The organism is Flavobacterium sp. NPDC079362 (assembly GCF_050267765.1).
Taxonomy (GTDB): Bacteria; Bacteroidota; Bacteroidia; order Flavobacteriales; family Flavobacteriaceae; genus Flavobacterium; species Flavobacterium azizsancarii.
In genome coordinates, this window is the sequence record NZ_JBNNFM010000004.1 from 221,524 (window position 1) to 246,517 (window position 24,994).

The 24,994-nt window shown below is 34.5% G+C and carries 23 protein-coding genes; 8 read left to right on the forward strand and 15 right to left on the reverse strand.

Going from position 1 to position 24,994, the window contains the following annotated elements:
• Positions 1–145 precede the first annotated feature (145 nt).
• The 3 genes from ACQKCJ_RS06325 to ACQKCJ_RS06335 are packed head-to-tail and all read right to left on the reverse strand — an operon-like array spanning position 146 to position 5,903.
• Positions 146–1,549: an efflux transporter outer membrane subunit gene (locus ACQKCJ_RS06325; RefSeq protein ID WP_427401636.1), complete on the reverse strand. Its 1,404-nt coding sequence runs from the start codon at positions 1,547–1,549 to the stop codon at positions 146–148.
• Between the two features lie 18 nt (positions 1,550–1,567).
• The gene (locus tag ACQKCJ_RS06330; protein WP_427401637.1) at positions 1,568–4,735 is read right to left on the reverse strand and encodes an efflux RND transporter permease subunit; all 3,168 of its coding nucleotides are present in this window, start codon (positions 4,733–4,735) and stop codon (positions 1,568–1,570) included.
• A 7-nt stretch (positions 4,736–4,742) separates the two neighbouring features.
• Positions 4,743–5,903, reverse strand: a complete 1,161-nt coding sequence (locus ACQKCJ_RS06335) for an efflux RND transporter periplasmic adaptor subunit (RefSeq protein WP_271334125.1) — start codon at positions 5,901–5,903, stop codon at positions 4,743–4,745.
• Between the two features lie 264 nt (positions 5,904–6,167).
• Between ACQKCJ_RS06335 and ACQKCJ_RS06340 the strand changes: the two genes are divergently transcribed.
• From ACQKCJ_RS06340 to ACQKCJ_RS06350, 3 genes are read left to right on the forward strand one after another with little or no spacing between them, the layout of a single operon-like run.
• Positions 6,168–7,217, forward strand: a complete 1,050-nt coding sequence (locus tag ACQKCJ_RS06340; RefSeq protein ID WP_271334124.1) for a sensor histidine kinase — start codon at positions 6,168–6,170, stop codon at positions 7,215–7,217.
• Positions 7,214–7,945: a LytR/AlgR family response regulator transcription factor gene (locus ACQKCJ_RS06345; RefSeq protein WP_427401638.1), complete on the forward strand. Its 732-nt coding sequence runs from the start codon at positions 7,214–7,216 to the stop codon at positions 7,943–7,945. The genes ACQKCJ_RS06340 and ACQKCJ_RS06345 overlap by 4 nt, the downstream gene beginning before the upstream one ends.
• An 18-nt stretch (positions 7,946–7,963) precedes the next feature.
• Positions 7,964–8,257: a DUF3861 domain-containing protein gene (locus ACQKCJ_RS06350; RefSeq protein ID WP_271334122.1), complete on the forward strand. Its 294-nt coding sequence runs from the start codon at positions 7,964–7,966 to the stop codon at positions 8,255–8,257.
• 311 nt (positions 8,258–8,568) lie between these two features.
• On the opposite strand, the gene ACQKCJ_RS06355 is transcribed toward ACQKCJ_RS06350, so the two are convergent.
• The 4 genes from ACQKCJ_RS06355 to ACQKCJ_RS06370 all read right to left on the reverse strand — a co-directional run bounded on the left by ACQKCJ_RS06355 (position 8,569) and on the right by ACQKCJ_RS06370 (position 10,571).
• Positions 8,569–9,183: a thioredoxin family protein gene (locus ACQKCJ_RS06355; RefSeq protein ID WP_271334121.1), complete on the reverse strand. Its 615-nt coding sequence runs from the start codon at positions 9,181–9,183 to the stop codon at positions 8,569–8,571.
• A 3-nt stretch (positions 9,184–9,186) separates the two neighbouring features.
• Positions 9,187–9,675, reverse strand: coding sequence for a TlpA family protein disulfide reductase (locus tag ACQKCJ_RS06360; RefSeq protein ID WP_427401639.1), 489 nt, complete (start codon positions 9,673–9,675; stop codon positions 9,187–9,189).
• A gap of 136 nt (positions 9,676–9,811) precedes the next feature.
• The gene (locus tag ACQKCJ_RS06365; RefSeq protein WP_427401640.1) at positions 9,812–10,207 is read right to left on the reverse strand and encodes a hypothetical protein; all 396 of its coding nucleotides are present in this window, start codon (positions 10,205–10,207) and stop codon (positions 9,812–9,814) included.
• Between the two features lie 13 nt (positions 10,208–10,220).
• A complete protein-coding gene (locus ACQKCJ_RS06370; RefSeq protein ID WP_271334116.1) occupies positions 10,221–10,571 on the reverse strand; it encodes a winged helix-turn-helix transcriptional regulator in 351 nt (116 codons plus the stop codon).
• A 165-nt stretch (positions 10,572–10,736) separates the two neighbouring features.
• On the opposite strand from ACQKCJ_RS06370, the gene ACQKCJ_RS06375 reads away from it, so the two are divergent.
• The gene (locus tag ACQKCJ_RS06375) at positions 10,737–11,654 is read left to right on the forward strand and encodes a DsbA family protein (protein ID WP_427401641.1); all 918 of its coding nucleotides are present in this window, start codon (positions 10,737–10,739) and stop codon (positions 11,652–11,654) included.
• 43 nt (positions 11,655–11,697) lie between these two features.
• On the opposite strand, the gene ACQKCJ_RS06380 is transcribed toward ACQKCJ_RS06375, so the two are convergent.
• The 3 genes from ACQKCJ_RS06380 to ACQKCJ_RS06390 are packed head-to-tail and all read right to left on the reverse strand — an operon-like array spanning position 11,698 to position 15,051.
• A complete protein-coding gene (locus ACQKCJ_RS06380) occupies positions 11,698–12,186 on the reverse strand; it encodes a CinA family protein (protein ID WP_427401642.1) in 489 nt (162 codons plus the stop codon).
• Positions 12,187–12,212: 26 nt separating this feature from the next.
• Complete coding sequence (locus ACQKCJ_RS06385) at positions 12,213–12,869, reverse strand: DUF6766 family protein (protein ID WP_271335966.1); 657 nt, start codon at positions 12,867–12,869, stop codon at positions 12,213–12,215.
• A gap of 31 nt (positions 12,870–12,900) precedes the next feature.
• Complete coding sequence (locus ACQKCJ_RS06390) at positions 12,901–15,051, reverse strand: catalase (RefSeq protein WP_427401643.1); 2,151 nt, start codon at positions 15,049–15,051, stop codon at positions 12,901–12,903.
• 399 nt (positions 15,052–15,450) lie between these two features.
• On the opposite strand from ACQKCJ_RS06390, the gene ACQKCJ_RS06395 reads away from it, so the two are divergent.
• The 4 genes from ACQKCJ_RS06395 to ACQKCJ_RS06410 all read left to right on the forward strand — a co-directional run bounded on the left by ACQKCJ_RS06395 (position 15,451) and on the right by ACQKCJ_RS06410 (position 16,885).
• Positions 15,451–15,600, forward strand: a complete 150-nt coding sequence (locus ACQKCJ_RS06395) for a hypothetical protein (protein ID WP_271335964.1) — start codon at positions 15,451–15,453, stop codon at positions 15,598–15,600.
• A 21-nt stretch (positions 15,601–15,621) separates the two neighbouring features.
• On the forward strand, positions 15,622–15,984 hold the full coding sequence (locus ACQKCJ_RS06400) for a hypothetical protein (RefSeq protein WP_427401644.1): 363 nt from the start codon (positions 15,622–15,624) through the stop codon (positions 15,982–15,984).
• A 192-nt stretch (positions 15,985–16,176) separates the two neighbouring features.
• Positions 16,177–16,575 carry a hypothetical protein gene (locus tag ACQKCJ_RS06405; protein ID WP_271335962.1) on the forward strand — a complete coding sequence of 133 codons (399 nt, stop codon included), beginning with the start codon at positions 16,177–16,179 and terminating at the stop codon, positions 16,573–16,575.
• 28 nt (positions 16,576–16,603) lie between these two features.
• Entirely contained in the window at positions 16,604–16,885 is a 282-nt protein-coding gene (locus ACQKCJ_RS06410) for a PrgI family protein (RefSeq protein WP_271335961.1), read from the forward strand.
• A gap of 202 nt (positions 16,886–17,087) precedes the next feature.
• Here the strand turns inward: ACQKCJ_RS06410 and ACQKCJ_RS06415 are convergent, their stop codons facing one another.
• From ACQKCJ_RS06415 to ACQKCJ_RS06435, 5 genes are all read right to left on the reverse strand, one after another.
• The gene (locus ACQKCJ_RS06415; RefSeq protein WP_427401645.1) at positions 17,088–17,489 is read right to left on the reverse strand and encodes a hypothetical protein; all 402 of its coding nucleotides are present in this window, start codon (positions 17,487–17,489) and stop codon (positions 17,088–17,090) included.
• A 120-nt stretch (positions 17,490–17,609) separates the two neighbouring features.
• Positions 17,610–17,984 carry an STAS/SEC14 domain-containing protein gene (locus ACQKCJ_RS06420; protein ID WP_271335959.1) on the reverse strand — a complete coding sequence of 125 codons (375 nt, stop codon included), beginning with the start codon at positions 17,982–17,984 and terminating at the stop codon, positions 17,610–17,612.
• Positions 17,985–18,898: 914 nt separating this feature from the next.
• A complete protein-coding gene (locus ACQKCJ_RS06425) occupies positions 18,899–20,671 on the reverse strand; it encodes a RagB/SusD family nutrient uptake outer membrane protein (protein ID WP_427401646.1) in 1,773 nt (590 codons plus the stop codon).
• 3 nt (positions 20,672–20,674) lie between these two features.
• Complete coding sequence (locus tag ACQKCJ_RS06430; RefSeq protein ID WP_427401647.1) at positions 20,675–23,959, reverse strand: SusC/RagA family TonB-linked outer membrane protein; 3,285 nt, start codon at positions 23,957–23,959, stop codon at positions 20,675–20,677.
• Between the two features lie 74 nt (positions 23,960–24,033).
• Positions 24,034–24,957, reverse strand: coding sequence for a FecR family protein (locus ACQKCJ_RS06435; RefSeq protein WP_427401648.1), 924 nt, complete (start codon positions 24,955–24,957; stop codon positions 24,034–24,036).
• Positions 24,958–24,994 lie beyond the last annotated feature (37 nt).

Sequence of the window (24,994 nt, forward strand, 5' to 3'; positions counted from 1 at the left end):
ATGCCATTTATTAGCCTTTATCCTATTGATTATACGAAAGGGCAAAACCAATCGACGAATAGTAACTCACAACCGATAAAAAGTTAAAATAAAAAAGGCTGTATAAAAATTTCATACAGCCCTCTAAACCAATTAATTAATTTGTTTATTTCCATCCTCCCCCTAAAGCTCGGTATAAATCAACTACAGCTTGTAATTTCTGTAAATTATCATTTACACCGCTCAATTGAGCTGCTAAAAGGTTTTGTTCTGATGTTAATACATCTGTATAATTAGTAGAAGAACTATATTCTAAAAGCTGTTGTGTATAATCAACGGCTTTCTCTAAAGCTTCGATTTGTTTCTCTCTGGAATCTTCTTTGGCTACCGCCATTTCATACGCATACATGGCATTAGAAACTTCCTGACCTGCAACCAAAAGACTTTGTTGGAAATTATTAAAAGCCTGCACTTGTCTTGATTGTGCGTTTGTCAATCTGGCTTTATTAAGTCCCTGATTAAAGATAGGCTGAGTTAATCCTCCTATTATAGAATAAAAAATAGACTGATCGAAGAAATTCCTTAATTGCAAAGTCGACAAACCACCACTTGCTGTAAGTGTTAAACTTGGATAAAAATAAGTTTTAGCCAGATTAGTAGTCTCAAAAGCGGTTCTGAAATCAAATTCAGCCTGACGAACATCCGGACGGTTTTCTAACAATTGAGCCGGTAAACCTATTGCAAGTTTTTCAGGAATTACCTGATCTCCTATGGTTCCTCTTTCAATTGGCCCTGAAGCTTGTCCTAATAAAATATTAAGCGCATTTTCAGTTTCACGAATGCTTCTTTTCAAATCCGGGATCAAAACTTCTGCTGCATGCTGGTTAGCCTCACTTTGTACAACAGACGCTCCTGTAACAATTGCTCCTTCTTTTAAAGCTTTTATAACTTCAACATTTTTAATACGGCTTTCTAACGTTGCTTTTGTAATTTCTAATTGCCTGTCATAAGAAAGTAATAAAAAATAATTATTTGCAATATCTGATATCAATTGTGTCTGAACTGCTTGTTTGGCTGCATCTGTAGAAAGATACGTTGCTAAAGCTGCCCTTTTAGAACTGCTTAATTTTCCCCAAATATCAGCTTCCCACGAGGTACTTAAACCTAATTTATAGGTCGTTGTGAGTGTATTGATATTAATTCCTGCCGGAAAGTTTAATGCTGCTTTAGATTGTTTACTACGGGTTGCATTGGCATCAAACTCCAGATTTGGGTAATACGCCAGTTTCGTTTGACGCAAGGTCGCACGTGCCTGAACAATATTTTCGATTGCATTCTTTAAATTCAGATTCTGATCTAATCCTTTTTGAATTAAAGCATTCAGTTTTTGATCTTTAAAAACAGTCTGCCAAGGCATATTTGCAATCGTAGTCGAATCGGCAGAGACCTGATCACGATACAACTTATCTGTAGAAATAGCTGTGGGGCGTTCGTACTTTTTGGCAACACAGCCACTTAAAAGTGTGACTGCGACTACCATTAGAATATATTTATTTGTACTATGAGTCATTTTTTCTTAATTAAATTATTACTCTTTATGAGCTTCGATTAGCTGTACTTCCTCGTCATCATCTCCATCGTCATAACCCTCTCTTGCCGGACCACTAATTTTTTCCTGTAAAGTCTGGAAAATGATAAACAATACCGGAATAACAAATACTCCTAAAACTGTTCCAATTAACATACCTCCTACAGCTCCTGTACCAATTGATTTGTTTCCTACAGCTCCTGCTCCTGATGCAAACATTAAAGGAACAAGTCCTAAAATAAAGGCGAAAGAAGTCATCAAAATTGGTCGCAAACGTGCTACGGCTCCTTCAACTGCTGCTTGTACGATTGGCATTCCTTTACGCCTTCTTTCCAAGGCAAATTCGACAATCAAAATACCGTTCTTCGCCAGCAATCCAATCAACATGATTAAGGAAATCTGTAAATAAATGTTACTGTTTAATTTGAATATAATCGAGAACAAATAAGCTCCTGCCAAACCAAACGGAATGGATAATAATACTGCAAATGGTAAAATATAACTCTCGTATTGTGCACTTAACAAGAAGTAAACAAAGACAAGACATAAGATAAAGATAAAGACAGTTTCACTTCCTGATGCTAATTCCTCACGTGTTAAACCGGAGAACTCATAACCATAACCTGTAGGCAGCTCTTGTGCAGCAACTTCCTGAATGGCTTTAATCGCATCTCCTGAACTAAAACCAGGATTTGGTGCTCCTGTAATCGAAATAGAAGAGAAAAGGTTAAACCTTGAAATTGATTCCGGTCCAAATACTCTGGTCATTTTTACAAACTCAGTAATTGGTGCCATATTTCCTGCCACATTTCGAACAAAAATCTTGTTTAGTCCTTCTGTATTGGTACGGAATTCCGGCGAAGCCTGAATCATAACACGATATTGTTTTCCAAATTTATTAAAATTCGAAGCATACAAACCTCCATAATACCCCTGCATCGTAGATAAAATCGTATTAATCGAAACTCCTGCATCTTTTGCTTTTGCCAAATTAATATCCATCATATATTGAGGGAAACCCGGATTAAAAGGTGTTGTTGCATATTGTATTTCAGGACGTTTTGATAATTTTTCTAAAAAATCCTGATTTACTTTAAAGAATTCTGCTGTCGTATGACCTCCTTTGTCCTGCAACTGAAATTCGAATCCACCACTTTGTCCAAATCCTGAAATTGTTGGTGGAGAAATGAAGAATATATTAGCTTCACGAATACCGCTAGTTTTTGCAAAAAGCTGACCAATTACATCATTTACACTCAAATCACGTTTTTCCCATGTTTCAAGTCTTACAATTACCATACTGTATGCACTTCCCGCACCGGCTGTAAAGTTTTGTCCTACAATACGTAGTGTGTTTTTTACTCCGGGAATGGTATGTGCAATACTGTCTACTTTCTTCGCTATTACATCAGAACGTTCCATAGAAGCTGATGGCGGTAAACTAATATTAGCAAAAACAACTCCTTGATCTTCCGCAGGAACGAAAGCTGACGGTGTGGTTTTCATCATATAAAATAACGCTGAACCGGCAATTATAATCGCTGCCAATACGATCCATTTTTTTACTGAAAGAAATTGAACAGAACGTTTGTATTTGCCCGTAACATTATCAAATGCAACGTTAAATGATGTATAAAACCTTTGAATAAAACTTTTATGTTTGTGATCATCAGCGTGTGGCTTTAAAAGCAAAGCACACAATGCCGGACTTAAAGTCAATGCATTAATCGCCGAAAGTATAATCGCCACGGCTAATGTAATACCAAATTGTTTATAGAAAACCCCGGTAGAACCTGTAATGAAAGTAACCGGAATAAATACGGCAGACATTACCAGTGTGATGGATATAATTGCTCCGGAAATTTCATCCATTGCATCAATGGTTGCTTTTTTAGACGATTTATAACCGTGATCCAGTTTAGCATGCACCGCCTCGACGACGACAATGGCATCATCGACCACAATACCAATGGCAAGAACCATCGCGAAAAGCGTTAATAAGTTGATTGTAAATCCGAATAAATTCAGGAAGAAGAACGTTCCTACAATCGCTACCGGAACTGCAATAGCCGGAATTAATGTTGATCTGAAATCCTGAAGGAAAATAAATACTACGATAAAAACCAGGATAAAGGCTTCGACCAAAGTATGGATTACTTTTTCGATAGAAGCATCCAAGTTTTCATTAACGTCAACAAGAATAGTATATTTTACTCCTTTTGGGAAGTTCTTGGCAGCGTCTTCAATAAGTGCTTTAGAGTTGTTGATTACATCACGTGCATTTGATCCGGGAGTCTGGCTAATTGCCATTGCCGCAGATTCTACACCGTTTGTTTTAATTGTTGAGGAATAACTCAAAGATCCTAACTCAACTTTAGCAACATCTTTTAATCGCAACATTTGTCCGTTACCAACAGACTTGATAACAATGTCTCCAAATTCCTGTGAACTGGTTAAACGACCTTTATATTTTATTACATATTGAAATGCCTGATCTCCATTTTCACCAAATTTACCAGGTGCAGCTTCTATGTTTTGCTCTGCTAAAACAGCCGAAATATCACTTGGAATCAGTTTGTATTGTTGCATGATGTCTGGTTTTAACCAGATTCTCATAGAATAATCTTTTGCACCAAAAACGGTTACATCTCCTACCCCAACTACACGCTGAATTTGAGGAACAAGGTTGATCTTAGCATAATTTTGAAGAAAGGTCTGATCATAAGCCGGATCATCACTATATAACGAGAAAATCAATAAGTTACTACTCTGACTCTTTGTTACTGTTACACCAGCCTGAGTTACCTCTACCGGCAATAAACTTGTTGCTCTGGAAACTCTGTTCTGAACGTTTACCGCCGCTAAATCTGGATTTGTTCCTACTTTAAAGAAAATTTTAATAGAAGCATTTCCGTCATTCGTTGCTGTAGAAGTCATGTAAGTCATGTTTTCTACACCATTAATTTGTTCTTCAAGCGGAATTACGATACTTTTTAGTACAACATCTGCATTTGCACCTGTATAACTTGCTGCTACGTTTACTGTAGGCGGAGCAATATCGGGATACTGAGAAATAGGCAGCTCAACGAGGCCTAAAATACCTAAAATGACAATAATAACAGATATTACTGTCGAAAGTACAGGTCTTTGTATGAATATTTTAAACATTTTTTTCTTATTTTAAGTCAGCGTAAACCGTTTCTGGATTCTGATTGTCAATTTTAATTTCGCTTCCGTCTTTTAGAGAAGCTACTCCTTCTAATACGATTTGATCTCCTGCTTTTAAACCACTTTTTACTACATAATAAGTTTTGGCTGTATTGTCCATCACGGTAATATTGACATTTTTCGTTTTACCGTCTTTCCCTACTGTAACTGCAAACATTTTATCCTGCAATTCAAATGTAGCACTCTGCGGAATTAATATTCCGTCTTTTACTTCATTCGGAATTCTTATCGTTGTGCTGCTTCCGCTTCTAATAATTCCTTTTGGATTTGCGAAACGAGCTCTAATATTAACCGAACCTGTTTCTGTATTAATTAATCCATTTACGGTTTCAATACGCCCTTTTTCAGGATAAGTTGAACCATCTGAAAGTACTAATAAAACTTCCGGTAATTTTTTGATTTTTTCTGCTAATGTCGTTCCGGGAGTGTTTTTGGTAAACTCCAAAAGTACTTTTTCATTCATGGCAAAATACGCGTAAACGTTGCCAATACTCGAAACTGTTGTTAACGGATCAGCTGTGTTAGAACTCACTAAACTTCCTAAACGAAACGGGATTGACCCCACAACACCATTAACTGGACTTATTACTGTAGTATATCCTAAATTAACTTTAGCATTTACTAAAGCTGCATTTGCCTGTGCAAGCGTAGCCACAGCAGATTCATATGTATACTGTGCTGATTCAAGATCATATTTACTGATAATTCCTTTCTCTACAAGCGGTTTTACTTTATTTACAGCTAATTTTGCTGCGCTTAAATCTGCCTGAGCACTTTTTATACTTGCCGCTGCAGTACGAACTTGTTGTTCATATTCAGGAGCACTGATTTTAAATAATGGCTGACCTGCTTTTACAACAGCACCTTCATCAACAAATATCTTATCAATATAGCCTTCTACTCTTGGGCGGATTTCTATATTTTCCTGTCCCTGAATACTTGCAGGATAGTCTGTATATAATGTTGCTGATTGTGGCTGTAAAGTCACAGTTTTGTACTCTTTAACTTGTGGTGCACCTCCAGCCTGAGCTGATTTGTCATTTTTATTACCACACGATGCGATAATAACAGATGCTGCGAGAATGCTTAAAAAGGATTGCTTATTCATTGTGAAAAATGTGTAATTATCAATTTATATAGAAACAAAAGAACTAAAATATTACAAACAAAAAATTACCAATAGACGAAGCCCTAGAGATAATCGATAGATATAACGTGAGAACCGATAGAAGTTAATCCATTGCAATTAGGCACGTACAAATAAACTCATCGGCTCTAAAATGGTTTTTAAAGGTTCTGATTCTATTTTTGCCGATTGCTTTTATATCTTTTATAAATATAGTGTAATATTGTCATAAAATCCAAAAATAAAATGTCTCCAACCTTTTTTAAACCATACATATTCACCGGATTACATATCCTTGCCTGGTTATTATTAGGGTTTACCCTACTGTTTTACATACCTTTAACATGGAATATTGTGCTGCCAACAATCTTCTGGTTATGGCAATCTATTGTGCTGTTTTTTATGATTGTTATTTTTTATTCTAATGCACAGCTTATAGTTCCAAGAACAATTATAAGAGATAACATAAGTCCGTTTTTGTTATGGGCACTTTTTATCATTTTTGCCATGCAGTTTATCGCTTATATCTACAATTACAATACTGATTTGCATAGTAAACTGGCGGAAATTTTAGGTTTTAAAAAATATAGAAATGATTATTTTGACAACTATGTTTTCACAATTAGTCTCTTAGTTTTAGGTATTAGCACCAGTTGGGCGATGTTGCATCATTGGCAAAAAGCAGCTCAACACAAGCAAAAACTGGAACAGGATAAAACAATGGCTGAACTTGCTATGCTAAAGGCGCAGATCAATCCTCACTTTTTCTTTAATTCGCTTAACAGTATTTATTCACTTACTTATACCAATATCGAAGATTCTCGTGGTGCACTACACACCTTGAGCCGTATGATGCGATATTTGCTTTATAGTACAGAAGGCGAAAGAACTACTTTATTAAAAGAAGCTGATTTTATGAAAGATTTTATAGCTTTGATGAAGCTTCGTGCCAATAGTAAATTAACCATAACGACAGACATTCCGGAAAAAATAATCGATTATCCAATTGTTCCTATGTTGTTATTGCCTTTAGTCGAAAATGCTTTTAAACATGGCGTACATGCTACTGATAAGAGTGAAATACATATTAAACTGAGACAAAATGAAACTAATCTTGAATTTGAAGTGGAAAACACTTTCTTTGAGAAAACTTCTACTACGGATCAAGGCGGAATTGGATTAACAAACACCAAACGAAGATTGCATTTAATCTATCCTCATAAACACATTTTGACCTGCGGTGTTGATCAAAATGGCAAATACAGAGTAAATCTGCAAATAACTTTAGAACAATGATTGTATTAAAATGTATAGCAGTAGATGATGAACCTCTCGCATTGAGGCTTGTGGAGACTTTTATAGAACAAACTCCTTTTTTAGAATTAGCCTGCAGTTGTGATAATGCCGTTGAAGCTATGAGTTTAATACGAGAGCAACAACCGGACATTGTTTTTTTAGACATTAATATGCCCAATTTAACGGGTATGGAACTTGCCCGACTTTTACAGGAACAGCCGGGACCATTGCCCAAAATTATCTTTACGACAGCCTATAATCATTATGCTATTGAAGGTTATAAAGTAAATGCCGTAGATTATCTTCTAAAACCGTTTAGTTACGAAGAGTTTTTGCGTGCGGCTAATAAAGTCCTGCAAATGTCTGAAGAAGCATCTAATCACTTTCAGTCTATAACGGCAGATGATGAATTTATCTTTTTGAAGGTAGAATATCAATGGGTCAGGATTTCTTTGAAAGATATTTTATATATCGAAAGCCTGAAAGATTATGTAAAAGTGCATCTCGAAGATTCACAAAAATCAGTAATGTCCTTAATCTCTCTAAAAGCGCTGGAAGAAAAATTATCTGCATCAAAGTTCATGAGAATCAACCGTTCGTTTATTGTTGCATTAGAAAAAATAAATTCGATAAGTAAAAATTCAATATTCGTTAATAAAACCGAAATAACTGTTGGTGAACAGTATAAAGAGACTTTTAAAACCATTGTAGAAAAATGGTTGAAATAATTATAATATTAAAGTAACATGGAAAAAAGATCAAACAAATATTATCTTACGTTAAGTTTAAAAGAATACGCAAACGGCGAAACTGAGCCGGCAAAAGAACTTGGAATACAATTTGACAATCATGACGAAGTTTTCAGTATTATAGAAAAAATAAAAGATAAAAATATTTTTGAAGATCCTAATGATGCAACTCAATTTGCACTTGGATTAAAACTATTTAGTGAAGTGAAATTAAAGCATCGTAAAAACCCGCTTTTTGATGAACTGAATGAAGTTTTTCCTGTTTTTATGAAAAAGCTGAAAAGTTTGTAATGAATAAACGTAATCTTGTCATTTAGTCGAATGAGAATTTTTCTGTGCTCATAAACATAATCTTAATCATTATCGAAGAGAGAAATCACATTATAAATTCTGTAAAGAAAATCGATAATCTTTCTCGAGTTACTTATACAATTTCTCTCTTCGATCGAAATGACAAAACAATTAATTCCTGTAAAGAAAATCGATAATCTTTGTCGAGTTACTTCTGTGATTTCTCTCTTCGATCGAAATGACAAAACATTGTATAATAAAAAATGCCTCATATATTGAGGCATTTTTTACTATTGAAAAAGGAATACAACTTAAGCTTTTGCTTTTCTTTTTACGGTACAACCAATTTCTTTTGTTTCGGTAATAGCTGGTTTCTGATTGCTTTTTAATGATGCAATCACATCTTCAGCATATTTTATTTTTTCTGTTTTAGTTCCTTCAGGATCATTATCGATTGCTCCCACATACTCTACAATATTTCCTTTAGCTGTTTTAGAAACAATATAAAGATGCGGCGTATGTTTTGCTCCGTATTGGTCTGTTACTACTTGTCCCTGATCGAATAAGTAAGGGAACGGATATTTTTTATCTTTTGCTAATTTTTGCATTTTATCAAAAGAATCTGCTTTCGAAGCTTCCGGATCATTCGGGTTAATCGCAATTACAGGATATCCTTGTGACTTGAATTTTTTATCTAGCTCAATTATTCTTTGTTCGTAAGCCACTGCATAAGGACAAGTGTTACAAGTAAAAACAACAATAAATCCTTTGGCTTTTGGGTAACTTTCAAAAGATACTTCTTTACCATCAACATTTTTTAATTTGAAATCCGGTGCTGTTTGCCCTGCTTTTAATGTCGCAGTTTGTGCCTGAGCAAATAAGATACTAAATACTAGTACCGTGACTGTAGTAATGAACTTTTGCATAATTTATAGTTTTTTATATTCAGTTAATAATTGTTCGTAGGTAAATTCAGTTTCAACAAATTTTCTTTTATCTCCTTTGATGAAGAGTGTTGCCGGAATACTTCCTGACCAGTTTTTGTCGATTCGGTCAATATATTCCTGAGGACTGCTTTCGTTTAACAGAAAAACTTCGCTTTTCATGTTTTTTCTCTTCACAAATGGAATTACTGCCGAATTTAATTTTGATTTAAAATCAACACTGACTAATAACACAGCCAGTTTTTCTGATTTATATTCTGCGCCCAGTTTTTCAAAATGAGGTAATTCCTTAATGCATGGTGCACACCACGTTGCCCAAAAATTGACAACATAAGTACTGTCTTTTCCGTTTTTTATCCTTTCGTTAAGCTGATCAATGTTTAGCAACTTTACATTTTGACTGTATCCTACTATCGAAAAAGCAAAGAATAATAAAGTACATATTTTAAAAGCGTGGATTTTCATATTCGTCATTGCTAAAATTAATTTTGCCTTACAAATATAATTTAATGACAAGTTACTTTTTGTTAATAAAAGTTTAATGCCTTTAAATTTAGCCATTAAGGCGCTAAGACAGGAAGATTAATATTTCAGAGTCTTCTTTGAACTATCAGATCCTTGCGCTATTTAGGCTGTTAACAAACTTCAGAGATTCCATATTATCCATTTTAGTAAGAGACAAAATGCCGTTTTTATTCTCATTGATACTATTAATTCTAAAACAAAATTCATTTCCATCTTTGCCCATTAAAGTAATAAATTCAATAGTATCATCTGAACTGTTTCCACAGTTGTGCGAAATTGTATAGCGATACATTACCTTAAAAATATCCTTGTCATAGTTATAAACTTTTCCATCCTGACTGAAAATCCATTTTGTATTTCGGTTTGCATCAACATACCAGGTTCCAATAATTTTTTTTGAAGAAGGATCTTGATTTTGGTTTTGCCCGAAGATTGTAGCAATCTGCAAAAGCAATAACATCACTAAAAATAGTTTTTTCATGATTTTTTATTGTTTAATGTTCTGTTTGAGTTTCACACTTAATATTTTGTTGCTCAGAGAAAAACTCCAATTGCCTAAAAACAGGAATCAACGATTTCCCTTTTTCAGATAAATTATATTCGATGTGGAGCGGTTTCAGTTTGATAATATTTTTATCTAAAATTTCAAAATCCTCAAGTTCACGAAGTGCAACTGCTATAGATTGTTTATTAGCCCCTTTAATATCTCTTAAAAGTCCGTTGAAACGTAAAGGTCCGCTTACTGCCAATAAAAAAATCTGGGGTTTCCATTTTCCGGACAGCAATTTTAGAAGTCCCTCTGCAGGACATTCATTTTCTTTTTCTAATTTATTTTCTGTAGTCATATTTTTTAGACTAATTGACTTATGATTAAAGATGAGCGAACTTTGCAGTAAAATTATAAAAATTAAAACCTAAGCGTAAATTTAAAACAGTTATTTATGAAAAGGTTGTTACTATTATTAATTCTGATTTTCGGTTTAAGCTGTCAATCGCAAATAACTTCAAAAATGAACAAAAACAAAACTAATCCGTTATTATGCGATCCTGTCACCGGAACATGCGAAATGCCTGGCGATGAAAAATTAAATGAAAGTGTCTCTATTAAAACAGACAATAAATCTGTAAAAATAGTCTATTACACAGATCCTATTTGTTCGTCATGCTGGGGGATTGAGCCACAACTAAGAAAATTAAAACTAGAATATGGTAAATATATTGATATTGATTATCGAATGGGTGGTTTATTGCCTGATTGGTCTTATAACAGTGGTGGGATAAGCAAACCGTCAGATGTTGCCCATCATTGGGATGAAGCAAGTTTGCATTATGAGATGCCAATTGACGGAAATGTGTGGATTGAAGATCCTCTTGATTCTTCTTATCCGTCTTGTATTGCGATGAAAGCAGCGCAAATGCAGAGCAAGGATAAAGCGGTCCTATTTATGAGAATTCTTCGTGAGAAACTGTATCTGGAAAAGAAAAATATTGCAAAATGGGAAAATATTGCAGAAGCCGCTCAACTTACCGGCCTTGATGTGAACAAATTAAAGATTGATTACGAAAATAATGCGAAGATTCTATTTCAGGAAGATTTGAATTTTGCAAAAACACTTGGCGTAAGAGGCTTTCCTACTTTGCTTTTTTCTGATGGGAGTAATAATCGGTTAACGGTTTATGGTTCTAAACCTTATGCTTTTTATGAAAACGCCTTATTGGCTTTATTTCCAGACGCAAAAAAGAATCAATTTACAGATCAAAATCCGTTATCTCTTTTTGAAATTTATCCTACTTTAACTCCAAAAGAATATGCTGTAATTCTCGATAAAACTTATGCTGAGGCGATAACTATTTTAGAAAATTTATTCGAAAAAGGAGAACTGAATAAACAGTCTATCAGAAATGGTTCTCTTTATGGTAGAAAATAATCTAAAATTAAAAGTCGTGGAGACCACACTCTTCGGCTTTTAATTATAATGGAATTTTTTGAATCTCTTCCAGAATCAATTCTGCTGTAGCATCAATTGCTTTTTCAACGATATTTTCCGGTTTTCCTTTAAAGTTAAAACGTCTCGCTATTTCTTTATTGGGCAAAATAATATGAACGAAGATCGTACCTACAGGTTTATTTGCTGTTTCACTTCCGCCGGGAGTTGTTAATCCGGTTAAGGCAACACATATTTCAGATGGAACATATCGATGAAAATTCTGTGCCATTAACTTGGTAACCATAGCTGATTCTGCGGTATGTTTTTTAATGGTTCCGTGCGGAATCAGCAGTAAATCTTCTTTCATAGAATGATGATAACAAACCATCCCTCCTATTAAAATTTTACCTGAATTTATAACGGTCGAAAACTCATAACTTAATCTTCCTGCAGAGGCACTTTCGACAAAAGTTATAGTCAGTTTTTTTTCTATCAAAGCCTGGCAACATTCAATTACCTTTTCAGAAGCCATATTATTATTTATTAAATTACTTGATTTTATTCTCCTGTTTCGCTATGTGGCGCATCTACAGGTTTGGATTGTGAAGATCCTTTTTGTCGTAAAAATATTGATAACACAATTATTGCAAAAATTGACAGAAACTCGCTTTGCCAGTTTTGAAAAGATTCGAACCAAAAACGAGATTGTCCTAAATAGTCCGCTAAAGAAACTTGCGGATCTCCTTTTAAAACATTCATTGTATTTTCATCTTTAAAACTTCCGTAAAAATGAAGAAAAAAAGAAACGATAAATAGCAGGAATAAACTTATGGTGAGCGAATTTTTATAAAGAGACAACAAAATTCCGCCTTTTTTTACTGGCCATGGCGCATCTTTTCGCTGTGGAGAAGGTTCGCGATCCACTTCTTCCTCTCCATCAAAACCTTTAGATTCTGATGAACCTTTCTGCCTTAAAAAAATAGTTAGCCAAACTAACAAACCCATTTGCAAAAACTCACTTTCCCAATTCTCAAAAGTAGCTTCAAAGAAATGTCCGGTGGTCAGATAATTACTCAATGTAATCGCATGACCACCGTTTTCTATAAGCTCTTTATTATATTCTTCGATACCAAAATAAATCTGACCTAAAAATGCTCCTATAAAAAGTAACAAAAACACAATCGAAAGACTGTTTTGATATATAAATTTTTTCATTTTTTGCTTATTAGAAAATACATTTCAAAATTTATTGTTGTTTAATAATTGCTTCACGTTCCCAGAAACGGTGTCTTCCCATTGCTTTTATAAAAGAAGTTGCCAAAGCCTTATCGCCTGTTTTTTCGCTGGTTAAAATTCCCGCATCTTTATGCAAATCATCTTTTAGAGGAAGTACCTGAACTCCCTGACCCTCGGCAGCAATAAACTTGCAGTGATGGTAAGAATCTTTTATAAACTCAGCTACTTCTTTCTTGTTTTTAAGAGTCAGAATTCCTTTTCCGGCAGGAATAAACACAGCATCAAATAATACTGAAGCTGCAATAAGATAACTTTGATCTACTGCAATTTCTAAACCTTCTTCTGAAACGATTGTCCCCAGATGCGGTGCAATAATTACGGCCTTTGCTCCGGCTTCTTTCAACGCCGTTTTCATCGTTTTTATCGAATTGGCATTTACACCTTCGGCACATAAAAAAGCAACTTGTCTGGTGGCAATTGTATTAGATATCGTTGGGTTTTTCAACATACTTAAAGCATCTGAATTCTCAATGGATTGTTTTACTTCTTTAGGTTCTTGTTTTCCCTCATCATCTGCTCCTACTCCGTGATTAATTGGTTTTTCTGGCGTTGCCGGTACATTTAATCCTAATGCTTTGCCGACTTTTGCAGCCAGATTTTTATCAATTTGAGATAACAATCCTAACATACGCGTTCTAATTGCAATAGTTTCTACTTTGCCTAATTCAAAAGACAAAGCATCTCCAATATGATTTTGTTCAATTGGCGTTTGGCTGTTATAAAAAAGTTTTGCCTGACTGAAATGATCAGAGAAACTTTCGCTTCTTTCGCGGATTTTATGAGCATCGATTCGCTCATTAAAACTGCTAAAACCACCCTCGTCTATTTTTGCCTGAAACGGACAACCGCCTCCTAATGAATTTGGATGATAACTTACACGTCCGGTTGGAATTTCCTGGCGCATATGACCGTCCCGCTGATTATTATGCATTGGTGCAATGGTACGGTTGATTGGGATTTCATGAAAATTAGGACTTCCTAATCGTGATAATTGTGTATCTGTGTAGGAAAACAATCGCCCTTGTAATAACGGATCATTTGAGAAATCGATTCCGGGAACAACATGTCCGGGATGAAAGGCAACCTGTTCTGTCTCTGCAAAGAAATTATCCGGATTTTTGTTCAGCACCATTTTACCTATGATTTGTACCGGAACTAATTCTTCAGGAATTAATTTGGTTGGGTCCAAAAGATCAAATTCAAATTTATGTTCGTCAGCTTCCGGAATAATCTGCACTCCTAATTCCCACTCAGGAAAATTTCCGCCATCGATTGCTTCCCATAAATCCTGCTTGTGAAAATCAGAATTTTTACCCGATATTTTTTGTGCTTCATCCCAAGCTACTCCATGAGTTCCTAATTTAGGTTTCCAATGAAATTTCACAAAATGAGATTCATTATTTTTATTGATAAATCTAAAAGTATGAACTCCAAAACCTTCCATCATTCTTAAACTTCTCGGGATCGCTCTGTCGCTCATCACCCACATAATCATGTGCATAGACTCTGGCATTAGCGAAATAAAATCCCAAAAAGTATCGTGTGCAGATGCTGCTTGTGGCATTTCATGATGTGGTTCCGGTTTTACGGCATGTATTAAATCAGGAAATTTCATGGCATCCTGAATAAAAAACACCGGCATATTATTCCCTACTAAATCATAGTTTCCTTCCTGCGTATAAAATTTAACAGAAAATCCACGTACATCACGCGCTAAATCTGTCGAACCTCTTGAACCTGCAACAGTAGAAAAACGTACAAAAACTGGCGTTTTGATACTTTTATTATTTAGGAATTCTGCTTTAGTATATTTTTCCATTGATTCATACAATTCAAAATATCCATGAGCCGCAGAACCTCTCGCATGAACGATTCTTTCCGGAATGCGTTCGTGGTCAAAATGGGTTATTTTCTCTCTTAAAATAAAATCTTCTAATAGCGAAGGTCCTCTTTCGCCAGCTTTAAGGGAATTATTATTGTCATTAATTTTTACTCCCTGATTTGTCGTCATGAATTGATTGTCGGCATTTGATTTATTAAATTCTAAATCTCTTTGCTTTTCATCCGCATGATCCTGACTTGGTTTTTTTGAATTTTTCATGTTAATAGTTGTTTGTTTTTTTTTAAATAAATTTTAAAAACAGCTTATTTTAAATCTCTCTTTAATGTAGTTACTAAGTGATTATAAGATGGACAAGCTCTAAATAAGTAAGACAAATTTAGTTTACTATACAACCAAGCATTTACATGATTATGGACAAAATTTACATCTTTTAAATATTTGGTAATCAACAACTAAACAATAATACCTATTAAAAGTAAATGCCTGTTTCAGGTAAAAAACAGAATTTCTCTATCAGAAACAATTATAGTATTAAGTCTAAATATTACATTATAAAATACTGTTAACTATATAATTAGATTTTATTTTTATGTAATATGTTTTTTACGTTTGTGAAGTAGATTTGTACTATAACAAACAATTAAAAAATTAAATATCATGAATGCAAAAGACCAAAAAAACAGCAGTACTGAAACATCAGGTGCTAAGTCGATGGATAAAAAAATAGACAAAAAGGAAACCTCTCCAAAAAGAGAAGTGCAACACAATCCTAAAGACGATAAAAAACCGTCGACTACAAAAAAGTAATTAATTCTAAAGTATATAACTATGGAAAATGAAAGTAACCAAAATTACGGTAGAGAAAACCGTGATTTTAATCAGGACTTAGATACTCTTATCGACAAAGAGAATAACTATCAGGATAAGAAATATGAAAATCATGACGAATATATAGATGATGTTAATCATCAGACTAACGATTATAATCGAAATGAAAACAATCCCGGCGAAGAACCAATTCTTAATGGCGAAGATCAAATTACAAACGATCAGGATGCGGAAGATTTAGACGAGTCGCTGGAGAAAGATGGTGATCTTGATGATGATGATTCAGATGAAGATGATGACGATTTAGATCTGGACGAAGTTTCTCACGATCCATTTCCGAGCACTAATCCGGAAAATTTCTAGACATTATGACATATTTTAGTTAGAGAACCGTTAAGGATTTGAACTTAACGGTTATTTTTTGTAAATTAGAATTTGATATGGAATTCTATAATAAAAAAGTATAACTATATAATGGTAATGGATTGAATTGCAGTAATTTTAATTTTTATAATTTGAATAAATTAAAATCGACTTAGAAAATGCTTTTTTATCATGGAGATCACAATTCAAATCATCTGGTTATTTGTTCTGGCTATTCCGATAGCCTGCATTAGCTGGACTGTAACGCATGAAGAAATTTTTAAGGAACCTCGTGAATGGTGCATAAAACATTCGAAAAACGACAGGACTCTTTTGTCCCGAAAGGTTTTTTATCTTTTTACGTGCGAATATTGTTTTAGCCATTATGTCACAATTGCTTTTTTGATCTTTTGTAATTATAAACTTTTACTAAATGATTGGCGTGGGTACATTCTGGCAGGATTTTCGCTTGTTTTTATAGCGAACGTCTATATGAGTCTTTTTGCTTTGCTAAGACAGGCTATTAAAAAAGAAAAAGTCGAAATCGAAAAAATTGAAAACGAAACTGATGGTGAAAAGCTATCTACATAAAAAGTATAACTAAATAAATTGAAAACTCATGGAAAATTTAAATTTTATAGATCCATTATTACACGGAATAACGCCTGAAAAAACAAGCAACGCAATACCAAACCTTTCTGCTAAACAATTAGTATGTGCCGGAGTAAGCTCATTATTAATAGGTGCAGTTCTAAAAAAAGTTGGACAAAATAATGCTGCAGCTGTTATTGGCGGTCTTGCATTACCATTATTAGCTTCAGCATGTTACAAACAATTTACTAAGGTTGCAAAAGCAAAAAGAGAAATTAATGACAGTAGTGGTATTGAATATAATCACTAATCTTTGTTGAAACTCTATACTAATGAATAAAAGAAATATTTGTTGGCCACCAATTCACGAATTATGCTACATCATCAGCTATAAAGATTCGCGAATTCGTGGCCTATTTTTTTGATCTGAATAGGACAATAATTTCCCAAACTGACGAAAAAAAAGGCTGCCTTTTTCCGGCAACCTTTAGAATCTTAAAAAAATATCCTGACTATTTTTTAATTGGATTTTTTACGGTATCCAAATGAACAGGATTTGCTGTAGGATCTGATACTATTTTTGTTGTATTGGATTGTTGTTTTTTACCGGTTCCTACTTTTTGTGCTATACTTTTTTTAGAAGCTCCAGGATTTTTTACAGTATCTAAGCGTACAGGATTAGCGGTTGGATCAGATACTATTTTTGTCGTATTTGCTTCTTGTTTCTTTCCGTTTCCCACTTTATGCGAACTATTTTTCTTAGCAACTACTTTACTTTTGACTGTATCAATACGAATAGGATTCGCAGTGGGATCTGATACTATTTTTGTAGTGCTCTTTTTTTGTGACGTTTGCTGCGCCATTGCCGTTCCTGCAAACAGGATCATTGCAAAGGCTAAAAGTAAATTTTTCATAATGTTGATTTTTTTAATTAAAATGGGGTAATATATAAACCAATCTCAATTTAAAGCCGACATCTGAATTAAGTTACTTCAATCAAAATCAATCTATAAGCGTATGCCAAACTTACAGGATTATTTGACCTGTATATTTCCTTCGGCCCAATTGAGGGCTTTATTAAAATCTAGCTTTTTAAAACCTTTAAATTCTCCAGGAACTACATAACTAAATCCGTTTGTGAAAGTAATTATCTCATCAGAATCTGTAACTATTGCTGCCCTATTCCATTTTCCCAGATGTTTTAATCCTAACAAAGCATCTTCTAACCATGCGCCAGCGGTAAAATTCTTAATGTCTGTATCGAGCACCAGCAAAAAGTTGATTTCATTGGTTTGCTTCACTAAATGTTCTACAGCCGGAACAACGGCAGATAGAAAATCTTCTTTAGTTACTTCTGCTAATGCTCTAAAAGCTACAATGTTGTCTGTTGTATCAATTTGATGTATCATTTTATTTTATTTTTTGAATTGTGTTATGTGTACTTTTTACTCTGTATAATTTTCACTTCAGAATATGAGAATTACTCTCAAATTTAGTTATAGAATGGCTTTCTAATTTTATAATATCTCATCCAATTTTTACATTATAACTATCTAATCTTCAATACAAAAAGAAACAAAAAATGCAACAGAACAAAGCTGGCAATTATGATTGCTAAGAATATTTTTTTCGTTTTACATTGTAACCACAATATTGTCTCTTCGACCAAAGTCTTGTGCTATTTATTTCGTCGCTTCGTAATCGTTCCAGAATGGATTAAAATCCATCCCTACAATATGTTTCGTTCCTCCGGAACTCTTTGTGAAATTCCGGAGGAATGATTGATTTTGTAGCAAGGAATTTCAATCCCTTGAAACGCGAAGTAACCACAATATTGTCTTTTCGACCGAAGGGAGAAATCGCATTATATAATCGACAAAGGTTGGCGAGGAATAGCGATATTCTGTGCGGAGTTTCTTGTGTGATTTCTCCCTTCGATCGAAATGACAAAGCTTGCGATTATGATTGCTAAGAATATTTTTTTCGTTTTACATTGTAACCACAATATTGTCTTTTCGACCGAAGTCTTGTGCTATTTATTTCGTCGCTTCGTTATTGTTCCAGAATGGATTAAAATCCATCCCTACAATATGTTTCGTTCCTCCGGAACTCTTTGTGAAATTCCGGAGGAATGATTGATTTTATAGCAAGGGATTTCAATCTCTTGAAACGCGAAGTAACCCCAATATTGTCTTTTAGACCAAAGGGAGAAGTCGTAAAGCTGACGATAATGATTTCTAGCATTCCGATGTCTTCATGAAAAAAAGCCTGTCTCTTTCGAAACAGGCTCTTTGTAAAAAAAAAAATAAACTAACACAAAACTTTAATTGTAACCTTGATTTTGTTTGAAAAACTTTTGATCGATAACCGTTTGTGGAATTGGAAATGCTCTTCTAAAGGGTTGAGAAGCAGATTTTGCAGTTCCTGGTAAATCAAATTTTCCAAAACGTATACTTTGTGGTCTTCTTTGTAATTCCCAGTACAATTCGAAACCTAATTCTTTATACAATTGCTGTGAGTCTAATGAAGTAAGTGCTTTTCCCGCAGCGCTTCCAAATAATGATTCTCTTTTTCTGCTTGTACGCAGTTTATTAAGATCTATCATAGCAAGACCACCGTTTCCTTTTCTAAAATAGGCCTCAGCTCTCATGGCATAAATTCCTCCTAAACGGAACAACGGAATGTCGACATTACTGTTACCATTTCCTCCTTCAGGATCAAATTCATATTTAAAAACACGAGCTCCCTGATTGATTTCGTTTTGAGCAAATACAGATTTAGTTGGATCTGCAAATGTCAATGATGGCGTAAAATTCATTCTTGTACCCGTACTTTTTTCCATAACTAATGGAGAAACTTTGATACGGTTACCTATCATTTCAAGAGATCCTGAAGGCAATAATATTGGTCCGTATTGAAGTCCGGCCTGAATTCCTCTATTAAAATGGAACCAAGGCAGTGCCGGGCTGCTTTTAGGTATAATGTCTGTTGCAGGAACACTTACATCTGTGCCATCATTCATAAACCAAGTACCATCAGCATATTGATAATGCTGCTCGAATCTTGGATCATCGTGATTACCGTCCCAGGTTGCGTAAAATTCAGGAGTTGTACAGGCAGCATTTGTCCCTCTGTTTGCAGCAGATGTTCTCTGGTTACGCTCCATACACACATAAGCAAAACTGTTAGAACCGTTACGGATATAATCTATTTTTTGAGAAATTGCGAAAATAAGTTCTTTACCATTATCGTTGTCTCTTGCAAAGTTTTTGAAAAAATCACTTTCTAAACTATATTTTCCTGAATCGATTAGTAGTGATGTATAATAAATAACACGATCCATATCTGTTCCTGTGCTTCCGGTAACAGCCGGTTCATTAAAATTGAAACTGGATGCAGCATTATAACGGTCTTTAAAAACAGCACGATTTAGATACATTGTGCTTAAAAAAGCATAAGCCGCTTGTTTGGTAAATCTTCCGTGGTGTGTTCTTTGTGTACCAATATCAGCCAAGTTTGGTATTAAAGCTTCAACATCCGTAATTAATTTGTCGATCTCAGTCTCTGCTTTCAAAATTTGCAAAGGCGCATCTACATTCAACGGATCTCTGGATGGAGCTTGTCCGTACAAATCTAATGTCGTGTATGTATAATAAGCTAAAAGCGCTTTTGATTCAGCCAAAAATAATGCCTTTTCAGGAAAAGTACTTTCTTGTGCAGACTTAATTGCAGTTAAAGAACGAGTAATTCCGTTTGTCAATAAATTCCAGTTATCCACTATGATCGCATTACTTGAAGTCCATGTAAATTCATGCATGTCCCTCCATTTTCCACCATCTCCCCAGTCGCTTCCGCGAGTTGGTAAAATAGCTTCATCTGTAGTATATTCCTGCATGGCAAAAATAGCGCCGTGATCTACAAAAGTTCCGTCTCCAAGTCTGTCATAAGCCGCAGCAAGGGCACCGGCAGGATCTGTAGCGTCAGTTCCCAGTTTTTCATCCAACACAACTTCATTAAGATCTGTACAGCTGTTTAAGAGAAAAATAAAAGAGAATATTGTTATGATTTTTATGCTGAAAAATGTCTTTGTCTTCATTATTTATAATTTTAAAGTTGCTCCGAAACTGAACGTTCTGGAAGTTGGGTAACTAGCGTAATCAATACCAATAGATTGGTTTCCTCCACTTGATTTTGGGCTGTTGATTAATGGGTCGTAACCTGTATAGTTTGTAATTGTAATTAAGTTTTGGCCTGTAATATAAAGAGTCAATCCATTTAACCAGTTCACTCCTTTTAGATCAAAATTATAACCAATACGCGCTGTATTCAATCTGATAAAATCTGATTTCTCTAAGAATAATGTCGATAAAATTGGAGAGTTTGCTGCATTTGCTCCAGACTCATAATAACCTGTAGCTACATTTCGGTCAGATGCCAAGTTATTTATGTTTAATGCATTAAGTCCTGTATTATTCAACAAATAACCTCCTGTTTGACCAATAATAGAGAATGAGAATGTAAAGTTCTTGTATCTCATATCGCTATTGAAACCATAGTAAAAAGTTGGCAATGCTCCTTCGATAATAATTCTGTCGCTGTTGTCGATTTTACCATCTCCGTTTTGATCTTTAAATATATTTCCGCCTTTACTGTCAAAACCAATATGCTCTAACAAATAAAACGAACCTGCTGCATACCCGCTTTTGTAAATGTTAGCATTTACTCCGGATTGTCCAGGTCCTGAAATCGTTCCTGTTAAGATTTCTGAAACCGGCAAATCTTCGATTTTATTTTTTAATGTTGCACCGTTCATATCGATGTTCCAGCTAAAGTTTTTAGTATCTACTAACTTTGAGCCTAACATAAACTCAAAACCTTTGTTCACAATTTTTCCATCGATATTCGTCCATACAGTCGTTGTAGGTTTCAAAGGACTTGATGGAACGTTTAAGATCGCATCTGTAGTTGTTTTGTTGAAATAATCAAGAGTTCCGTACAACTTATCACCCCATAAATTAAAATCTAAACCTAAATTGTATTGTGTAACTACTTCCCATTTTAAATCAGGATTTGCTGTTCTGGTTACAGAAACTCCGTTTACAAGATTCAAATCATCATATAAATAATATCCATCCGGACCTGATAAGGAATAACTTGCTTTAGTAAGTTTGTTCTGAACTTCTTGATTTCCAGTCTGTCCCCAACTTGCTCTTAACTTTAAGTTGTTTATTGCAGCTACATTTTCTAAGAAACTTTCTCTGGAAATATTCCATCCTAACGCAGCTGATGGGAAGTAACCGTATTTGTTATTATCACCAAAACGAGTCGAACCATCTGCTCTCATCGAAGCTGTAAGAAGGTATTTATTGTTGAATGTATAGTTGATTCTTCCAAAATAAGATTGTAACTCATTTTCCTGAGCATATCCGGTAGTTCCAGACTGTATTCCAGCAAAACCAGGATTAATAGATGGCTTAATGCCAGCTCCCTGCGCAGCGATTCCGTCAATACTGAAACTTGTTCCTGATCTTTCAAATTTTTGATAAGAGAAACCTCCCAAAACTTCGAATTTCTGTTTATCCAAAGCCAGGTTATACGTTAAATAGTGCTCGATCAAAGAGTTCTTAGAATCTAAATTATTCTGAACGTATTTTCCTTTTGGATTTAAATCGGTTACGTTTGGATAAATTGTTGTGTTTCTTTCAGCCGTAGAACGATCGATACCAATGTTTAGTTTATATTCTAATCCATCAACAATTCTTAACGAAGCCTCAAGATTTCCTAAAACTCTCAACGTACGTGTTTGATCCTCATAGATGCTCAATAAATAAGCAGGATTATAATGTGCGTTCATATTAAAGTTGGTAAACTTTCCGTTAGCATCATAAACTGATCGTGTTGGATTTGCCATTAAAGTATGTACAATCAACTGACCGTTTGAACCACCGTCATCACTAGTAGGAACACCATCATCTTTGGTTTCACTAGCCGTAAGATTCACTTTTACTTTCAAACGTTTGTTATCCAGAAAAGATTCGGCAGCATTAATTCTACCCGACATACGTTTGAAATTACTATTTCGGATAATACCTTCCTGATCCATTTGAGCCACAGAAGCATAATAATTTCCTGACTCTGTTTGCTTAGAGAAAGACAGTGCGTTGTTTTTTGTAACTGCCGTTCTGTAAATTACGTCCTGCCAATCAGTGTTTCCGCCATGATCAAAAGCAGGTTCTTTAATAGCGCCTCTATATTGACTTGCACTTAAAACATCCAGTTTATTAGCTACAGTCGAAAGTCCTGTATAGGTATCAAATGTCAAAGTTCCCTCGCCTTTAGATCCTTTTTTAGTCGTTACCAAAACAACTCCGTTAGATCCTCTTGCACCGTAAATTGCTGCTGCAGACGCATCTTTAAGAACGGTAATCGATTCGATATCACTGCTGTTCAAAAAGTTCAAAGGATTTTTTGCAGATGAAGATCCAAAACCAACATTACTTCCTGAAGGGCTCACATCATCATTTGCCAACGGAACACCATCTACAACAAACAAAGGTGTGCTTCCGCTTCTGATCGATCCAACTCCACGAATCGTAACGTTTACTCCTGCTCCCGGTTCTCCACTTGTACTTACTACACGAACTCCGGCCACTTTTCCCTGTAATAAATTATCAGGCGAAATGGTAACTCCTTGCTTAAAATTTGCTGCTTCAAGTTGTGTAACAGCTCCAGTAACATCTTTTTTAGATTGCTTACCATAACCTACAACCAAAACCTCATTTAGTTCCGCCGTATTTGGCTCTAACTGAATGGTCATAAAACCTTTTTGAATTGAAACTGTCTTTGTTTTATAACCTACATACGAAACCTCGATTGTTTTTCCTTCGCCAACCGTAATTTCAAATATTCCGTCGAAATCAGAAACAACTGAATTAGAAGAACTTGTTTCCATAACGTTGGCACCAGGAATTGGCACTTTATTTTCGTCAACAATTTTTCCCTTTATCTTGATTCTTTCAACTGCATTATTACCAATTGTTTTAGGGGCTATTGTTTTTTGAATTAAAACTAATTTGCCGTTTATATTATAATTGAAATTAGCTTTTTTAGAAAGATCACTTAAAATTAAAGCAATAGATTCATTTGTGTAATTTACTGTGTAAGTGGCATTATCAGCAATAATAGCCTGTCCGTAACTGAATTTATAATCCGTTTGGGCGCTCAGTTTTGAAAAAATAGAAACAAGTGTTGCTTTTTCTATTTTATTTTTTACATTTGATTCTTCAGGGAAATTAGTTTTACTGTAACCACTTTGCACGGCCAGTAACGCTAGTACTAAAAAGACGATTCTCCTTAGATTTAAATAGGTAAGTTTAAAATACATGATTTAAGTTATTGGTTTTTTTACGATACTTAATTATAAATGGCAGTTGTTCTCAGCAACTGCTTTTTTTGTTTTTAATTTACTTTTACTATTTCGCCATAAACTTTGAATTTTAGGTTTGTGATGTAATTAATTTGTTCTAAAACATTCTCTAATGATGCGTCCTTCTTGATGAATACCGTTAACGGCGTTGCTAATACGTGTTCATTATTGTACTGAAATGAAACTCCGTATTTATATTGTAAAATCGTGATAACCTGCTTTAATGTAGTTTGATTCAGCGTCACGTCTGTATTGTACCAATTGACCAAAAATGATTTATCAGCCATTTGCTTACTTAGTTTTTGTGCTGTAAACAAAGCTTCTTCATTTGGAACTAAATCGACACTTTGTCCTTTTCCTGAAACATTGACTTTTCCGGTTACAACTATAACCTCGCATTTTGATTTTGAAAGCTGAATGTGAAATGAAGTTCCCACCACTCTCGTTTTGATTTCGCCGGAACTAATTATAAAAGGATGCTTTTTGTCTTTGGCAACTTCAAAAAATGCATTTCCTTTTAGTAGTGAAACTTTTCTTTCTTCGCCTTGAAATTTTTCAGGATACTGAAATAATGAATTTGCTGCCAGATAAATTTTCGAGCCGTCACTTAATTCGATAGATTTGGGGATATCTGACGTTTTAAATGATAATTGCTTTTCGGCCGTAACGTTTGGCTTATAAAAAATTCCTAAACCAACAAGAAAAAGAATGCTGGCAGCTGCCATATATTTTAAATAAGGATTGAAGCTTTTCTTCTTCCCTATTCTAAGTTGAATATTTTCATATATGTTTTGAGAAACCTGATTCGAATTTCCCATCGAAGTTTCATCCCAATCTGAATTTTGATATTCGTTTAAAGCAAAACTATTCAGTAAATTTTCTTCTGCTTCAGATGTTTTATTTCGACTGCTTTTATCGACAAGATATTCTAAACTATGCTTGATTCTTTTTATCATAATACTTCTTATTACAAGTAAGTACCAGAAATGTAAA

Bases quoted from the DNA above. Each gene is read 5' to 3' on its own strand.
- ACQKCJ_RS06425 (WP_427401646.1), bottom strand. From the start codon at position 20,671: ATGAAGACAAAGACATTTTTCAGCATAAAAATCATAACAATATTCTCT.
- ACQKCJ_RS06340 (WP_271334124.1), top strand. From the start codon at position 6,168: ATGTCTCCAACCTTTTTTAAACCATACATATTCACCGGATTACATATC.
- ACQKCJ_RS06420 (WP_271335959.1), bottom strand. From the start codon at position 17,984: ATGATACATCAAATTGATACAACAGACAACATTGTAGCTTTTAGAGCA.
- ACQKCJ_RS06325 (WP_427401636.1), bottom strand. From the start codon at position 1,549: ATGACTCATAGTACAAATAAATATATTCTAATGGTAGTCGCAGTCACA.
- ACQKCJ_RS06375 (WP_427401641.1), top strand. From the start codon at position 10,737: ATGAACAAAAACAAAACTAATCCGTTATTATGCGATCCTGTCACCGGA.
- ACQKCJ_RS06385 (WP_271335966.1), bottom strand. From the start codon at position 12,869: ATGAAAAAATTTATATATCAAAACAGTCTTTCGATTGTGTTTTTGTTA.
- ACQKCJ_RS06360 (WP_427401639.1), bottom strand. From the start codon at position 9,675: ATGACGAATATGAAAATCCACGCTTTTAAAATATGTACTTTATTATTC.
- ACQKCJ_RS06355 (WP_271334121.1), bottom strand. From the start codon at position 9,183: ATGCAAAAGTTCATTACTACAGTCACGGTACTAGTATTTAGTATCTTA.
- ACQKCJ_RS06335 (WP_271334125.1), bottom strand. From the start codon at position 5,903: ATGAATAAGCAATCCTTTTTAAGCATTCTCGCAGCATCTGTTATTATC.
- ACQKCJ_RS06415 (WP_427401645.1), bottom strand. From the start codon at position 17,489: ATGAAAAATTTACTTTTAGCCTTTGCAATGATCCTGTTTGCAGGAACG.
- ACQKCJ_RS06430 (WP_427401647.1), bottom strand. From the start codon at position 23,959: ATGTATTTTAAACTTACCTATTTAAATCTAAGGAGAATCGTCTTTTTA.
- ACQKCJ_RS06435 (WP_427401648.1), bottom strand. From the start codon at position 24,957: ATGATAAAAAGAATCAAGCATAGTTTAGAATATCTTGTCGATAAAAGC.
- ACQKCJ_RS06365 (WP_427401640.1), bottom strand. From the start codon at position 10,207: ATGAAAAAACTATTTTTAGTGATGTTATTGCTTTTGCAGATTGCTACA.
- ACQKCJ_RS06330 (WP_427401637.1), bottom strand. From the start codon at position 4,735: ATGTTTAAAATATTCATACAAAGACCTGTACTTTCGACAGTAATATCT.
- ACQKCJ_RS06390 (WP_427401643.1), bottom strand. From the start codon at position 15,051: ATGAAAAATTCAAAAAAACCAAGTCAGGATCATGCGGATGAAAAGCAA.
- ACQKCJ_RS06400 (WP_427401644.1), top strand. From the start codon at position 15,622: ATGGAAAATGAAAGTAACCAAAATTACGGTAGAGAAAACCGTGATTTT.
- ACQKCJ_RS06350 (WP_271334122.1), top strand. From the start codon at position 7,964: ATGGAAAAAAGATCAAACAAATATTATCTTACGTTAAGTTTAAAAGAA.
- ACQKCJ_RS06405 (WP_271335962.1), top strand. From the start codon at position 16,177: ATGGAGATCACAATTCAAATCATCTGGTTATTTGTTCTGGCTATTCCG.
- ACQKCJ_RS06345 (WP_427401638.1), top strand. From the start codon at position 7,214: ATGATTGTATTAAAATGTATAGCAGTAGATGATGAACCTCTCGCATTG.
- ACQKCJ_RS06395 (WP_271335964.1), top strand. From the start codon at position 15,451: ATGAATGCAAAAGACCAAAAAAACAGCAGTACTGAAACATCAGGTGCT.
- ACQKCJ_RS06410 (WP_271335961.1), top strand. From the start codon at position 16,604: ATGGAAAATTTAAATTTTATAGATCCATTATTACACGGAATAACGCCT.
- ACQKCJ_RS06380 (WP_427401642.1), bottom strand. From the start codon at position 12,186: ATGGCTTCTGAAAAGGTAATTGAATGTTGCCAGGCTTTGATAGAAAAA.
- ACQKCJ_RS06370 (WP_271334116.1), bottom strand. From the start codon at position 10,571: ATGACTACAGAAAATAAATTAGAAAAAGAAAATGAATGTCCTGCAGAG.